Source organism: Micromonospora sp. NPDC047074 (genome assembly GCF_040643815.1).
Taxonomy (GTDB): domain Bacteria; phylum Actinomycetota; class Actinomycetes; order Mycobacteriales; family Micromonosporaceae; genus Micromonospora.
The window spans coordinates 81114-95233 of record NZ_JBEYVB010000010.1; the positions used below are offsets into that span (position 1 = coordinate 81114).

Here is a 14120-nt window from a genome sequence, read left to right on the forward strand (position 1 = left end):
GCACGCCGCGCGTCGTTGGACAGAAGTTCCGCAATCCGCAAGGGGTTGGCCCAGAGCGCCCGACCCGGAGGAGAGACTAGCCTGATGGGCGTGACACGCCGCGCGAAGATCGTCTGCACTCTCGGCCCCGCCACCTCGTCGCCGGAGCGCATCCGTGGCCTCGTCGAGGCCGGCATGAACGTGGCCCGACTCAACTTCAGCCACGGCAGCCACGCCGATCACGAGGCGGTCTACCGGCTGGTCCGCGAGGCCGCCGAGGAGGCCGGGCGGGCGGTGGCCGTGCTCGCCGACCTCCAGGGCCCGAAGATCCGGCTCGGCCGGTTCGCCGACGGCCCGCACGAGTGGCGTACGGGCGACTCGGTCGTCATCACCGGTGACGACATCCTCGGCACCAAGGACCGGGTGTCCTGCACCTACCGCAAGCTTCCGCAGGAGGTCAAGCCCGGCGACCGGCTGCTGATCGACGACGGCCGGGTCGCCGTCGAGGTCACCGACGTCACCGGCAACGACATCCGCTGCCTGGTCACCGAGGGCGGCCCGGTCTCCAACAACAAGGGCGTCTCGCTGCCGAACGTGGCGGTCAGCGTGCCGGCGATGTCCGAGAAAGACGCCGAGGACCTGCGTTTCGCGCTCGGCCTGGGCGTCGACCTGATCGCGCTCTCGTTCGTCCGCTCCGCCGACGACATCAAGCTGGTGCACGGCATCATGGCCGAGGTGGGCGTGCACCGGCCGGTGCTGGCCAAGGTGGAGAAGCCCGAGGCGGTCGACTGCCTGGAGCAGATCGTGCTGGCCTTCGACGGCGTCATGGTCGCCCGTGGCGACCTGGGCGTCGAGCTGCCGCTGGACCAGGTCCCGCTGGTGCAGAAGCGCGCCGTTCAGCTCTGCCGGGAGAATGCCAAGCCGGTCATCGTCGCCACCCAGATGCTCGACTCGATGATCGAGAATTCCCGGCCGACCCGCGCCGAGGCGTCCGACGTGGCCAACGCCGTGCTCGACGGCGCCGACGCGGTGATGCTCTCCGGCGAGACGAGCGTCGGCAAGTACCCGGTGCTCACCGTCAGCACCATGGCGAAGATCGTCACCACCACCGAGTCCGGCTCGATCGGGGTGCCGCGCCTGCAACACGACCCGCGTACCCACGGCGGCGCGCTCACCGTCGCCGCCTCCTCGATCGCGCGGGCCATCGGCGCCAAGGCGATGGTCGCCTTCTCGCAGACCGGCGACACCGTCAAGCGGCTCTCCCGGCTGCACTGCGACCTGCCGCTGCTCGCCTTCACCCCGGTGCCCGAGGTGCGCAACCAGCTCGCCCTCTGCTGGGGTGTGGAGACGTTCCTGATGCCGTTCGTGCAGCACACCGACGACATGTTCCGCCAGGTCGACGAGGCGTTGCTCGGGCTCAACCGGGCCAACCCGGGCGACTACGTGGTGATCGTCGCCGGCAGCCCGCCCGGCACCCCCGGCTCGACCAACACGCTCCGGGTACACCAGCTCGGATCGCTTGTCGACGCGGCCTCCGCGCGGGCCTTGCAGTGAGCCAGGCGGGCGTCGCGGTCGGGCAGGCCGCGGTCGATCAGCTCCTGGAGGTGCTCGACCTGGAGCACACCGGTGGCATGACCTTCCGTGGGATGAGCCCTCCGGTCGGCCCCCAGCGGGTGTACGGCGGCCAGGTCGCCGGCCAGGCGCTGGTGGCCGCCGGTCGCACCGTCGACCCGGCCCGCTTCGTGCACTCCCTGCACGGCTACTTCGTGCGGCCCGGCGACCCGGCCGAGCCGATCACCTACGAGGTGGAGAACATCCGCGACGGCCGCTCGTTCTCGGTGCGCCGGTCGGTGGCGCTCCAGCACGACAAGCCGATCTTCTTCATGTCGGCGTCGTTCCAACGGGCGGAGGAGGGCCTGGACCACCAGGCCCCCACCCCGCCCGACGTGCCGGGGCCCGACGAGGTCCCGACGATGAGCGACCGGCTCGCCCGCTACCCGGAGCGGCTCGGCATCTGGGCGCAGATCCCGCGCCCGATCGACGTCCGCTACGTCGGCGAGCCCGGCTGGGTACGCCCCGGCGACCGCCCCGCCGAGCCGCACCAGCGGGTCTGGATGCGCATCGACGGCAAGCTGCCCGACGACCCGCTGCTGCACGCCTGCGCGCTGACCTACGCCTCCGACCTGACGCTGCTCGACTCGGTGCTCTCGGTGCACGGTGAGGTCTGGGGCCCCGGCGGCGTGGTCGGGGCCAGCCTCGACCACGCGCTCTGGTTCCACCGCCCGTTCCGCGCCGACGAGTGGTTCCTCTACGACTGCTGGAGCCCGTCGGCCTCCGGCGCGCGGGGGCTCGCCACCGGCCGGATGTTCACGGCCGACGGTCGGCACATCGCCAGCGTCGTGCAGGAGGGGCTGCTGCGCCGGGTCGGCGACTGACCCGGTCGGTCGACCGCATCGCCGTCGGCCGATCGGTCGAGGGGTGATCGTCCGGGCGGGGTGACCGGGCCGCTAACCTTGCCGGCATGCGTCTCTCCGCCCGGGTCGACTATGCCCTCCGCGCGGTCGCCGAGCTCGCCTCGGTGACCAGGGAGGCCGGGGGCGGGCGAGGCCGGCCCGTCACCGCCGAGCAGATCGCCCGTGCCCAGGAAATCCCGCCGAAGTTCCTGGAGAGCATCCTGCTGCAACTGCGCCGGGGCGGCATCGTGCAGGCCCAGCGCGGCCCGGAGGGCGGTTACTGGCTGGCCCGGCCGGCGGGGGAGATCTCGCTGGCCGAGGTGATCCGGGTGATCGACGGCCCGCTCGCCCACGTGCGCGGGCAGCGGCCGGAGGACCTCGGCTACCACGGCGCCGCCCGGGCCCTCCAGGAGGTCTGGATCGCCCTGCGGGCCAGTGAGCGCGAGATCCTTGAGTTGGTCACCGTCGCCGACGTGGCCGCCGGCACGCTGCCGGGCCGGGTCGTCGACCTGGCCGCCGACCCCGGCGCCTGGACCTGACCCGCGCCTGGCCCTGCCGAGGCAGTCGTCTCACTGACCGGTTGGAGGCTTGACCGGGGCACGTCCCGTGCCGCATTGTCGACCAAGTCGATAGGAGTTACCTAAAAGTTGGGGAGCGTCCGTGCGCAAGCTGCTGGTACTCGCGCTGGTCGGGTTGGCCGCGCAACTCGTCGACGGCGCGCTCGGCATGGCGTACGGGCTGACCTCCTCGACGTTACTGCTGCTCGTGGGCGTGGCGCCGGCCGCCGCGTCGGCATCGGTGCACCTGGCTGAGATCGGCACCACGCTCGCCGCCGGGGTGTCGCACTGGCGGTTCGGCAACGTCGACTGGCGGGTCGTCTCCCGGATCGCGCTTCCCGGCGCGGTGGGCGCGTTCGCCGGTGCCACCTTCCTCAGCTCGATCTCGACCGAGTCGGCCGCCCCGTGGATGGCCGGCATCCTGTTCACGCTCGGCGCGTACCTGCTGGTGCGGTTCTCCCGGCCGCTGCGCACCGACCGGCGCGGCGGCCGGCTGCGCAGCCGCTTCCTCGGCCCGCTCGGCCTGGTGGCCGGCTTCGTCGACGCCACCGGAGGCGGCGGCTGGGGGCCCGTCGCCACACCCGCCCTGCTGGTCAGCGGGCGGATGGAGCCGCGCAAGGTGATCGGTTCGGTGGACACCTCCGAGTTCGTGGTCGCCGGTGCCGCCAGCCTCGGCTTCCTGATCGGCCTCGGCTCCGAGGGCTTCCTGCTGCCCATGGTCGCCGCGCTGCTCGTCGGCGGCCTGATCGCCGCCCCGATCGCCGCCTGGCTGGTGCGTATCGTTCCCGCCCAGCTCCTCGGCGCGACGATCGGCGGGGTGATCGTGCTGACCAACGCCCGTACGCTGATGCGCTCGGCCGACCTCGGCGGCTCGGCCCGGCCGGCCGTCTACGCCCTGCTGGCCGTCGCCTGGGTCGCCGCTCTCGCGCTGGCCGTCCGGGCGCTGCTGCGTACCCGCCGGGAGCGGGCCGTCGCGGCGACCGCCCTCGCGGCTACGGCCCCGGCTGACGCCGATTCGGCTGCGATCGGCACCCTCCCGACCCCGGGCACCGCCGAGTCCGTGTCCGGGGCCGAGTCCCGCCCGACCGTGACCGCCGGTTCGCCGACCGGGCGGTAGTTCGAGATCTTGGTAGGTAAGTGCCCTCAGAGGGGCCGTTTCTCACCAAGATCGCTCGACGGGGCGGGGCGGGACGGGGCGTTAGCGGGGGAGCAGGGTCGTCGCGGTGGTGGCTAGGAGGTTGAACGCCTCGTCCACGTGGGCCTCGGTGGTCTGCGGCGAGCCGACCGCCAGCCGCAGCGTGTACCAGCCGGCGACCCGGGTGTGCGTCAGGTACACCCGACCGGTGGCGTTCACCCGGGCCAGCAGCTCCGTGTTGACCTCGTCGTCCGCCCGCAGCCGGAAGCACACCAGCGAGTACGGGTGCGCCCCGACCAGCGTGAACCGGTCGTCGGCGCGCACCCGGTCGGCGAACCGGGCGGCGAGCGCCACGCCGGAGCGGATGTGCGCCCGCAGCCCCTCGGCGCCGTACCAGCGCAGGACGAACCAGAGCTTCAGCGCCCGGAACCGGCGGCCCAGCGGCACCTGCCAGTCCCGGTAGTCGATCACCGCGCCGGACTCGGTGGCGGCGTTGCGCAGGTACTCCGGCAGCACGCTCAGCGCCTCGATCAACTCGGCCGTGTCGGCCACCCAGAACGCGTCGCAGTCGAAGCCGGTGAGCAGCCACTTGTGCGGGTCGAAGCAGTACGAGTCCGCGTACTCCAGGCCGATGTGGCCGAAGCGCAGCTCCGGGCAGACCGCCGCCGCCCCCGCGTACGCGGCGTCGACGTGCAGGAAGACCCCGTACTCGGCACAGATCGCGCCGATCTCCGGCAGCGGGTCGATCGCCGTGGTGGAGGTGGTGCCGACGGTCGCGACCACGATCGCCGGGACCACCCCGGCGGCCACGTCGGCCTCGATCGCCGCCCGCAGTGCCGCCGGGGACATCGCCTGCGTCTCCGGGTCGACCTCGACCGGTCGTACGCCGTCGGCGCCCAGCCCGGCGATCCGCGCGGCCTTCTCGATGGACGAGTGGCCCTGGGTCGAGGTGTAGGCGCGGTAGCGACGGTCGACGCCGACCTCGCGCCACCGGCCGCCACCGGCCCGGTGCAGCGCGACCAGTGTCGCCACCAGCGTCGCCGAGGACGCCGAATCCTGGATCACCCCACCGCCGCCGGAGCCGGAGCGGAACCGCTTCGGCAGGTCGAGCAGCTCGGCGAGCCAGTCCAGCAGCACCGTCTCCAGCTCGGTGCACGCCGGGCCGGTCGCCCAGAGCATCCCCTGCACGCCGAGCCCGGCGCTGACCAGGTCGCCCAGCACGCTGGGGCCGGAGGTGTTGGCCGGGAAGTAGCCGAAGAAGCCGGGGTGCTGCCAGTGGGTCAGCCCGGGGGTGACGACGGCGTCCAGGTCGGCGAGGACCGCCTCCACCGGCTCGCCGTGCTCGGGCGGGCCGGCCGGGAGCCGGGCGGCCACCGCACCGGGCGGGTCCTGCGAGGTCACCGGCCGCTGCCCCAGCGTGGCCCAGTAGTCGGCGATCCAGTCCACCACGGCGTGCCCGGCGCGTCGGAACTCGTCGGGAGTCATGTGCTCTGCCACGCCCCGAGTCGATCAAGAATCGGGTGCGGAAGGCAAGGCATCGGCGGATTGTCCGAAGTAAGCGCTTGCCCTAGCATCGCAGGGGCGCGGAGCCATCCCCTCGACGCCGCAGTGCGGCGCCGGACCACCGCCGCCAGCGCGGTGTGCCCTCCCGCCGGCCCGGGCAGGCCGGCGGCGACGGTCGCCGCGCGCCCGACCTCCCCGGAGGAAACCCCCGATGCCCGTCACCCCCCGCCGCGTCGCGCTGCTCTGCGCGGGCGCCGCGGCCACGCTCGTCGCCGGTACGCTGCCCACCCTCACCGCCGAGGCCGCCGTCGCCGGCTGCCGCGTCGACCACCGGATCACCAACCAGTGGCCCGGCGGCTTCAACGCCGACGTCACCGTCACCAACCTGGGCGAGACGGTGAACGGCTGGACCCTCACCTGGTCGTACACCGCCGGCCAGCAGGTCACCCAGGCGTGGAGCGCCGTCGTCAGCCAGTCCGGCGCCCAGGTGACCGCCCGCAACGTCGACTACAACGCGGTGATCGCCACCGGCGCCAGCGCCGCGTTCGGCTTCACCGGCTCCTGGGACGGCAGCAACCCGGCGCCGACCAGCTTCGCCCTCAACGGCACCGTCTGCACCGGTGCCGTGCCCACCAGCGGCCCGACCACCGCGCCGCCGACCAGCGCTCCGCCCACCACCCAGCCGCCCACGACTCCACCACCCACCACCCCGCCACCCACCACTCCGCCCCCGGCCGGGGCGGTGCAGATGGAGGACCTCGACCGGGGGCTGGTCAGCGTCCGCTCCGGCACCGGCAACCTGGTCTCCTGGCGGCTGCTCGGCACCGAGACCTCAGGGGTGTCCTTCAACCTCTACCGCGGCGCGACCAGGGTCAACGGCAGCCCGATCACCGGGGCGACCAACTACCTCGACAGCGGCGCGGCGGCCAACGCGACCTACACCGTGCGCGCCGTGGTCGGGGGTGTGGAGCAGGCCGCGTCCGCGGCCGCGCTCCAGTTCCCCGCCGGCTACCTCGACGTGCCGTTGCAGGTGCCGCCCGGCGCGAGCACGCCCAGCGGCGAGAGCTACACGTACTCCGCCAACGACGCCTCCGTCGGCGACCTCGACGGCGACGGCGACTACGAGTTCGTGGTCAAGTGGGAGCCGTCCAACGCCAAGGACAACTCCCAGTCCGGCTACACCGGCAACGTGTACGTCGACGCGTACACCCTCACCGGCACCCGGCTGTGGCGCGTCGACCTGGGCCGCAACATCCGCGCCGGGGCGCACTACACCCAGTTCCAGGTGTACGACTACGACGGCGACGGCCGCGCCGAGGTGGCCATGAAGACCGCCGACGGCACCCGCTCCGGCACCGGCCAGGTGATCGGCTCCGCCACCGCCGACCACCGCAACTCCAGCGGGTACGTCCTCGCCGGCCCCGAGTACCTGACGATGTTCGACGGCCGCACCGGCGCCGTCCTCTCCACCGTCACCTACGACCCGCCACGGGGCACGGTCTCCTCCTGGGGCGACAACTACGGCAACCGTGTCGACCGCTTCCTCGCCGCCACCGCCTACCTCGACGGGCAGCGCCCCTCGCTGGTGATGGCCCGCGGCTACTACACCCGGGCGGTCGTGGCGGCCTGGGACTTCCGTGACGGCACCCTGCGCAAGCGGTGGACCTTCGACTCCAACGCCTCGGGCAACGGCGCCGCCCACGGTCAGGGCAACCACAACCTCTCCGTCGCCGACGTCGACGCGGACGGCCGCCAGGAGATCGTGTACGGGTCGGCCACCATCAACGACGACGGCCGCCTGATGTACGCCACCGGGTTCGGCCACGGCGACGCCCTGCACGTCGGTGACCTCGTCCCCGGCCGGGCCGGCCTGGAGGTCTTCACGATCCACGAGTCCGGCAACCAGCCGGCGGCCGACCTGCACGACGCCCGTACCGGCCAGGTCGTCTGGCAGCGGCCGAACAACGGGGGAGCCGAGGGCCCCGGCCGGGGGGTCGCCGCCGACGTCCACGCCGGCAGCCCCGGCGCCGAGGTCTGGGGCGCCGGCACCCACATGGGCGACCTCTACAGCGCGACCGGAGCCGTCGTCGGGCGCCGGCCGTCGTCGGCGAACTTCCTCGTCTGGTGGGACGGCGACCCCGTCCGGGAACTGCTCGACGCCACCCGGATCGACAAGTACGGCACCGGGGGCGACACCCGGCTGCTGACCGGCAGCGGAGTGGCGGCGAACAACGGCACCAAGTCCACCCCGGCACTCTCCGCCGACCTGTTCGGTGACTGGCGGGAGGAGGTCGTCTGGCGCACCAGCGACAGCCAGGCCCTGCGGATCTACAGCACGCCCGTGCCCAGCGGCACCCGGATCCACACGCTCATGCACGACCCGCAGTACCGGGTCGCGGTCGCCTGGCAGAACACCGCCTACAACCAGCCCCCGCACCCGGGCTTCTTCATCGGCGACCAGATGGCCACCCCGCCCACGCCGAACGTGTATCTGCGCTGAGCCGTCCCCGGCCGGCGGCGGTTTCCGTGCGACCCCGTCGGCCGGTCACGGGGGAGTGGAGTAGGCACCGGGCCACAGCCGCGGAATCCGCACAGCTCTGGCCCGGTGCCCCACACCGCGGCATTCCCGACCCGTCCCGACCGGGAATGCCGTACCACCACCGAGGACCAACCTAGGCGGGCCGCGCGTCGCCCCGGTGACGCCGACGTGAAGATCGTGTTTCAGGGCTGCCGGCGCAGGCCACCGGCCACCTGCTCGGCGATCAGCTCGTACGAGCGCACCCGGTCGGCCACGTCGTACACCAGCGTGGTCAGCATCAGCTCGTCCGCGCCGGTCCGCGCCAGCAGCTCGCCGAGCTGCCGGCGTACCGTCTCCGGGGAGCCCGTGGCCTGCCCGTCCCGGCGTTGCCGCACGAACTCCCGCTCCGCCTCGGTGTACGGGTACGCCGCCGCCTCGTTCGGCGTCGACAGGGGCTCCGGCCGCCCCGAGCGCAGCCGCAGGAACGACAGCGCCGCCGGCCCCGCCAGCCACTCCGCCCGCTCGTCGGTGTCCGCGCAGACCGCGTTGACCGCCACCATCGCGTACGGCTTCTCCAGCCACTTCGACGGCCGGAAGTGCTGCCGGTAGAGCGCCAGCGCGGGCACCGTGTTCTGCGCGCTGAAGTGGTGCGCGAAGGAGAACGGCAGGCCCAGCAGCCCGGCGAGCTGGGCGCTGAACCCGCTGGAGCCGAGCAGCCAGACGGCCGGTTGCTCGCCGAGGCCCGGGGTGGCCGTGATCGGCCCCGGCCGCTCGCCGCTGAAGTAGTTCATCAGGTCCGCCAGCTCCCGGGGGAAACCCTCCGCCGACAGGCCCTCCATCGTCCGGCGCAGCGCCAGCGCGGTCACCTGGTCGGTGCCCGGGGCGCGACCGATGCCCAGGTCGATCCGGCCCGGGTGCAGCGCCTCCAGCGTGCCGAACTGCTCGGCCACCACCAGCGGCGCGTGGTTGGGCAGCATCACCCCGCCCGAACCCAGCCGGATCGTCGACGTGTGCGCCGCCAGGTGCGCGAGCAGCACCGCCGGGGCGGAACTGGCGATCGCCGGCATGTTGTGGTGTTCGGCCACCCAGAACCGGTGGTACCCGAGTTCCTCCGTGCGCCGGGCCAGCTCGGTGGTGTGCCGCAGGGCCGCGCCGGCGGTGGCGCCGGCCGCGACCGGGGCAAGATCGAGAACAGACAGCGGTACGTTGATCACACGCCTGGCCAACCGCTCCCACCTCGGATTTGTTCCCCGGGGCGGGCGGGATCACCCGGCACCGCGAGCGCCCCGCCCGGTTCGTCGGGGGCACCGCCGGGTGCTCAACCCATGCCGCGGGCCTGCTCGAAGATCAGGCTCGTCTGGGTGTGCTGCACCGCCGGGTCCACGGCCAGGTGGTCCAGCACGAAGTCGCGCAGCGCGTCGGCCGAGGCGGCCCGTACGTGCAGCACGTAGTCCTCCGCGCCCGCCACGTGGAACACCGCCACCACCCCGGGCAGCCGCACCGACCGGGCCCGGAACGCGTCCACCGCCGCCCGTTCGTGCGCGGTCAGCCGCACCGACACCAGCGCCTGCAACGGCAGCCCGAGCGCCGCCGGATCCACCTCCGCGTGGAACCCGCGGATCGCCCCGCGCTCCCGCAGGGCGCGGGTACGGGTCAGGCAGGTCGAGGGGGCCACCCCGACCCGTTCGGCGAGGGCGTTGTTGGGCAGCCGGCCGTCGGCGGCCAGCACCGACAGGATCGCCCGGTCGGTGTCGTCGAGGTCCGTGAACCGCCGTACATCATTCGTCGCAAGGGGCATGGAGGCATCTTCCACCGAATCGCCCAGGGCGCCCAAGCAGCATCACCGAATCATCTTCGGAATTATTGCCATCGGTTGCCGCCATGTTCGATCCTTCCGGCATGACGACCGTGGACACCAGAGCCGTGCACGCCGGCCGCGACGACCTCGCCGCCCTCGGCGTCCACGTCCCACCCATCGACCTCTCCACCACCAACCCACTGCCGTCGGTCGACGCCGGCGGCGCCGCGTACGAGGCACTCGCCACCGGAGGCACCGTCCCCGCCGACGGCAGCGCGGTCTACCAGCGGCTGTGGAACCCGACCGTGGCCCGCTTCGAGACCGCCCTCGCCGATCTCGAAGGCACCACCGACGCCGTCGCCTTCGCCAGCGGCATGGCCGCCCTGACCGCCGCCCTGCTCGCCGCCACCCGGGACGGGAAGCGGCACGTGGTCGCCGTCCGTCCCCTCTACGGCGGCACCGACCACGTGCTCGCCACCGGCCTGCTCGGCTCCACCGTCACCTGGGCCCGCGCGGGCGGGGTCGCCGACGCCGTCCGCCCCGACACCGCCCTGGTGATCGCCGAGACCCCGGCCAACCCCACCCTCGACCTGGTGGACATCGCCGCCCTCGCCCGCGCGGCCGGCGACGTGCCGCTGCTCGTCGACAACACCGTCGCCACCCCCGTGCTCCAGCAGCCGGCCCGGCACGGCGCCGCACTCGTGCTGCACAGCGCCACCAAGAGCATCGGCGGGCACGGCGACGTCCTCGCCGGTGTCGTCGCCTGCGACTCCGGGTGGGCCGCCCGGCTGCGCCAGGTCCGCGCGCTCACCGGCGCGATCCTGCACCCCCTCGGCGCGTACCTGCTGCATCGTGGCCTGCAGACCCTGCCGGTCCGGGTCCGCGCCCAGCAGGCCGGCGCGGAGAAACTCGCCGCCTGGCTCGCCAGCCATCCCGCCGTCGCGCGGGTGCACCACCCGTCGCTGCACGACCCCGCACGGCTCGTCGGTCGGCAGATGAGCGGCCCCGGCAGCCTCCTCGCCTTCGAGGTACGCGGCGGCGCGACCGCCGCGGCCACCGTGGCGAACGCCTGCCGGCTGATCACCCACGCGGTGTCGCTGGGTGGCGTGGACACCCTCGTCCAGCACCCGGCCTCGCTGACGCACCGACCCGTCGAGGGGGAGGCCAAGCCGTGCGGCGGGCTGCTGCGCGTCTCCGTCGGCCTGGAGGATCCCGAGGACCTGCGCGTGGACCTGGCCCGGGCGCTCGCCGAACTCGGCTGAGGCGCGGCCGTCGGGTCAGGACTTCGGGCCGACGTGACCGTCGAGGGTGGCGACGGCCTCCCGGCGGGCCACCGAGAGGGAGTTGCGGCGGTTCATCCGCCAGGCGATGCCGAGCAGGTCCAGCGCCCACTGGCAGAGCCCCATGATGTCGGCCGACTCGTTGACGAACATGTAGCGCGGGTAGACATAGTCCTTGCCGCGCATCGTCACCCGGTTGCTCACCCGGCAGCCGTCGGAGTGGAACAGGCCACGCAGAAAGTCGCCAGGGTGCGCGGTGACGATCTCCCTCTGCCAATCGGTGAGGACGATCGGTCGCTCATGCTTCTTGCCAGGCCCGTGCTGCGGGAACAGGCACGGCCAGTGCTTGCCCGTGCTCTGCACCGCCGTGCAGCCCTTCTTCTGGATCCGTTGGACCTTGTTCGCGAGCACTGTCCTCATCGCGGCATCGCAGGCGTCGATCAGATCAGGCCACGCATCGGCGCAGTAGATGCGTAGGACGGGAACCCGGTCGGTGGTGACCAGATGGCCGTCCCCGAGGTAGAGGCCCAGCAGGTAGGAGTAGGCCGCGGGGTCGGTCGGATAGCCGACATCGGGTGAGCAGCGGAAATAGCGGGCGGCGGTGGCGATCATGATCGGTTCTGGGCGGTCGACGCACCAGTGCCAGACGGTGGTGTAGGGCAGGGATAGTGCGCGGGCAACCGACCGGATGTCGTTGCCCCGGGCGCGGAGGGCCCGGGCCCGGGCCCGCATCTCGGGTGGATGCACCCTTGCATCATCGAACAGGTGTGTGACAGGAGTGCCGGGAGCGGGATTCGAACCCGCAAGCCCTCTCGGGCAGAAGTGTTTGAGACTTCCGTGTATGCCGTTCCACCATCCCGGCGGGTGCGGCTTACTGTACCCGACTACGCTCGTGCGGGAGCATGGGCGGTAGCCGTGCCGGGAACGATGGTGGGAGTGGCTCGTGGCCGAGACGCAGACGGACGTCGAGCGCAGGCGCGTTCTGATCGCCGAGGACGAGGCGCTCATCCGGCTGGACCTCGCCGAGATGCTCGTCGAGGAGGGATACGAGGTCGTCGGGGAGGCCGGTGACGGGGAGACCGCCGTCCGGCTCGCCGAGGAACTCAAGCCGGACCTCGTCATCCTCGACATCAAGATGCCGATCATGGATGGGCTGGCCGCCGCCGAGCGCATCGCGGGCGCCCGGATCGCCCCGGTGATCATCCTGACCGCGTTCAGCCAGCGTGACCTGGTGGAGCGGGCCCGGGCGGCCGGCGCGATGGCGTACCTCGTGAAGCCCTTCCAGAAGAGCGACCTGGTGCCGGCGGTGGAGATCGCGCTGTCCCGCTACTCGGAGATCTCCGCCCTGGAGGCGGAGGTCGCCGGGCTGACGGACCGGCTGGAGATCCGCAAGACGGTCGAGCGCGCGAAGGGCGCGCTGATGACGACCTACGGGATGACCGAGCCGCAGGCGTTCAAGTGGATCCAGCGCACGGCGATGGACCACCGGATGACCATGAAGGAGGTCGCCGAGCGGATCCTCGACGAGACCGCCGGCGGCGAGGTCGCCCAGCCCACCTCCTGACGCCCCGAACATGTCGACTGACCCTCCCTCCCGAGCCGGTTGATCGATAGCATCTGATCCATGTGGACCCGGCGCCTGGTGGCAGTGCTCGGCGTTCTCGCGGTGCTGCTGACGGGCTGCGACCGGGCCCCGGCGGCGCCGGTGGAGGAGCCGTTGCGCCCCCGGTGGCAGCCGCTGGCGCTGCCGGCGCCGCCGGGTGCATCCGGTCGGCCGCTGCTGCGCGACGCCGTTGCCTGCGCCGGGCGGTGGTACGTGGTCGGCGGGCTGGCCGACGAGGCGGGGGAGACCCGGCCCGCGGCCTGGAGCAGCGGAGACGGGGTGTCCTGGTCGGCGCTGCCGGTGGCGCCGTCGAGCTTCTACGGTCGCCAGCACGTGCTCTACGCGGCCGCCTGCCGGGACGGCCTGCTGGCGGCGTTGGGCGCGAAGAACGGCGGCGCGCACGGCAACCCGCGCACGGGCACCTGGTCGCAGTCGACCGGCGGGGCGCTGCGGGAGGCGCCGGCGCCGTTCGAGTTGTATGCCGGGCCCCGGGCGGTGAGCGTGAGCCGGGTGGCGGTGGGTTCGGCCGGTTGGCTGATCGCGGGGGCGCGAATCGACGGGGCGGCGGTCTGGACCTCGCCGGACGGCGTGCGCTTCACGGTCCGGGAGGGCGTGCCGGAGCTCGCCAGTGACGGTCGCGGCCGGACGGTCGCGTACGACGCGGTGGCCGCGCCGTCGGGGTGGTGGGTGGTGGGGGCGGTGCTGCCGCCCGGCGCGACGACGCTGGCGCCCCTGGCCTGGGGCTCGGTGGACGGGCGGGCCTGGCGGCGGGTGGCGCTGCCGGCGTCGGACGGGCGTGGTCAGGCGCAGCGGGTGGCGTCGGTCGAAGGCGCGGTGGTGGCGGTCGGACCGGTGCGCGAGGGCTTTGCCGGCTGGCGGCTGGCGGGGGGCGAGTGGCGGCGGGTCGGCGGGTTCGGGGCGGCCGGCCCGGGGGTGTCCTCGGTCGACGGCCTGGTGCCGGTCGGGCGGGACCTGGTCGCGGTCACGAGGGACGGTGGCGGTCACGGACTGTGGCTCTCGGTCGATTCGGGGGATTCATGGCGGGTGATGGTGATGCCAGGCGCGGTGGCGGATGGCGGGGACACCGCCGTGGCGGTGGCGTCGCTGGGCGATCGACTGCTGTTGGTGACCGACGATGGTGAGGCATCCCGTGCCTGGTCAGCGGGCGTGCCGATGGTCGATCGGTAGGGGGCCGGCGGGGTTCGGGCCGCCGCCGACGTAACGAAGCTGAGAAGTTCTCGCGACCGATGATTCTTACAGCGATCGTTTCCAGTCCGCCACGGCGTGTAACGGT

At 73.1% G+C, this 14120-nt stretch carries 12 protein-coding genes and 1 tRNA gene; 8 read left to right on the forward strand and 5 right to left on the reverse strand.

Going from position 1 to position 14120, the window contains the following annotated elements; genetic code table 11:
- Positions 1-84: 84 nt before the first annotated feature.
- The 4 genes from pyk (at position 85) to ABZ809_RS15755 (ending at position 4106) form a co-directional block, all read left to right on the forward strand.
- Positions 85-1533 (forward strand): pyruvate kinase, encoded by a 1449-nt coding sequence (pyk, locus tag ABZ809_RS15740; RefSeq protein ID WP_357563203.1) that lies wholly within the window; start codon positions 85-87, stop codon positions 1531-1533.
- On the forward strand, positions 1530-2414 hold the full coding sequence (locus tag ABZ809_RS15745) for an acyl-CoA thioesterase II (RefSeq protein WP_357563204.1): 885 nt from the start codon (positions 1530-1532) through the stop codon (positions 2412-2414). Before pyk ends, ABZ809_RS15745 begins: the two co-directional genes overlap by 4 nt.
- A gap of 86 nt (positions 2415-2500) precedes the next feature.
- Complete coding sequence (locus ABZ809_RS15750) at positions 2501-2971, forward strand: Rrf2 family transcriptional regulator (RefSeq protein ID WP_357563205.1); 471 nt, start codon at positions 2501-2503, stop codon at positions 2969-2971.
- Positions 2972-3092: 121 nt separating this feature from the next.
- Positions 3093-4106, forward strand: a complete 1014-nt coding sequence (locus ABZ809_RS15755) for a sulfite exporter TauE/SafE family protein (protein WP_357563206.1) — start codon at positions 3093-3095, stop codon at positions 4104-4106.
- 81 nt (positions 4107-4187) lie between these two features.
- Here ABZ809_RS15755 and ABZ809_RS15760 read toward each other — a convergent pair whose 3' ends face one another.
- Positions 4188-5621 carry a pyridoxal-dependent decarboxylase gene (locus tag ABZ809_RS15760; protein WP_357563207.1) on the reverse strand — a complete coding sequence of 478 codons (1434 nt, stop codon included), beginning with the start codon at positions 5619-5621 and terminating at the stop codon, positions 4188-4190.
- 217 nt (positions 5622-5838) lie between these two features.
- Here ABZ809_RS15760 and ABZ809_RS15765 point away from each other — a divergent pair, with 217 nt between their 5' ends.
- Positions 5839-8127 carry a cellulose binding domain-containing protein gene (locus ABZ809_RS15765; RefSeq protein ID WP_357563208.1) on the forward strand — a complete coding sequence of 763 codons (2289 nt, stop codon included), beginning with the start codon at positions 5839-5841 and terminating at the stop codon, positions 8125-8127.
- A gap of 221 nt (positions 8128-8348) precedes the next feature.
- On the opposite strand, the gene ABZ809_RS15770 is transcribed toward ABZ809_RS15765, so the two are convergent.
- Together ABZ809_RS15770 and ABZ809_RS15775 are read right to left on the reverse strand one after the other, a co-directional pair.
- Positions 8349-9371, reverse strand: a complete 1023-nt coding sequence (locus ABZ809_RS15770) for an LLM class flavin-dependent oxidoreductase (protein WP_357563209.1) — start codon at positions 9369-9371, stop codon at positions 8349-8351.
- Positions 9372-9463: 92 nt separating this feature from the next.
- Positions 9464-9943 (reverse strand): Lrp/AsnC family transcriptional regulator, encoded by a 480-nt coding sequence (locus ABZ809_RS15775; protein ID WP_357563210.1) that lies wholly within the window; start codon positions 9941-9943, stop codon positions 9464-9466.
- A gap of 83 nt (positions 9944-10026) precedes the next feature.
- Between ABZ809_RS15775 and ABZ809_RS15780 the strand changes: the two genes are divergently transcribed.
- On the forward strand, positions 10027-11205 hold the full coding sequence (locus ABZ809_RS15780) for a PLP-dependent aspartate aminotransferase family protein (RefSeq protein WP_357563211.1): 1179 nt from the start codon (positions 10027-10029) through the stop codon (positions 11203-11205).
- 15 nt (positions 11206-11220) lie between these two features.
- Here ABZ809_RS15780 and ABZ809_RS15785 read toward each other — a convergent pair whose 3' ends face one another.
- Both ABZ809_RS15785 and ABZ809_RS15790 read right to left on the reverse strand, forming a co-directional pair.
- A complete protein-coding gene (locus tag ABZ809_RS15785) occupies positions 11221-11970 on the reverse strand; it encodes a transcriptional regulator (protein ID WP_357563212.1) in 750 nt (249 codons plus the stop codon).
- A 32-nt stretch (positions 11971-12002) separates the two neighbouring features.
- Positions 12003-12085, reverse strand: a tRNA-Leu gene (locus ABZ809_RS15790).
- Between the two features lie 81 nt (positions 12086-12166).
- Between ABZ809_RS15790 and ABZ809_RS15795 the strand changes: the two genes are divergently transcribed.
- Positions 12167-12787 (forward strand): response regulator, encoded by a 621-nt coding sequence (locus tag ABZ809_RS15795; RefSeq protein WP_357563213.1) that lies wholly within the window; start codon positions 12167-12169, stop codon positions 12785-12787.
- Between the two features lie 60 nt (positions 12788-12847).
- Complete coding sequence (locus ABZ809_RS15800) at positions 12848-14014, forward strand: hypothetical protein (protein WP_357563214.1); 1167 nt, start codon at positions 12848-12850, stop codon at positions 14012-14014.
- Positions 14015-14120: the final 106 nt, after the last annotated feature.

Excerpts from the sequence above, each read along its gene's own strand:
- ABZ809_RS15775 (WP_357563210.1), bottom strand. The coding sequence starts at position 9,943 with ATGCCCCTTGCGACGAATGATGTACGGCGGTTCACGGACCTCGACGAC.
- ABZ809_RS15780 (WP_357563211.1), top strand. The coding sequence starts at position 10,027 with ATGTTCGATCCTTCCGGCATGACGACCGTGGACACCAGAGCCGTGCAC.
- pyk (WP_357563203.1), top strand. The coding sequence starts at position 85 with ATGGGCGTGACACGCCGCGCGAAGATCGTCTGCACTCTCGGCCCCGCC.
- ABZ809_RS15800 (WP_357563214.1), top strand. The coding sequence starts at position 12,848 with ATGTGGACCCGGCGCCTGGTGGCAGTGCTCGGCGTTCTCGCGGTGCTG.
- ABZ809_RS15750 (WP_357563205.1), top strand. The coding sequence starts at position 2,501 with ATGCGTCTCTCCGCCCGGGTCGACTATGCCCTCCGCGCGGTCGCCGAG.
- ABZ809_RS15765 (WP_357563208.1), top strand. The coding sequence starts at position 5,839 with ATGCCCGTCACCCCCCGCCGCGTCGCGCTGCTCTGCGCGGGCGCCGCG.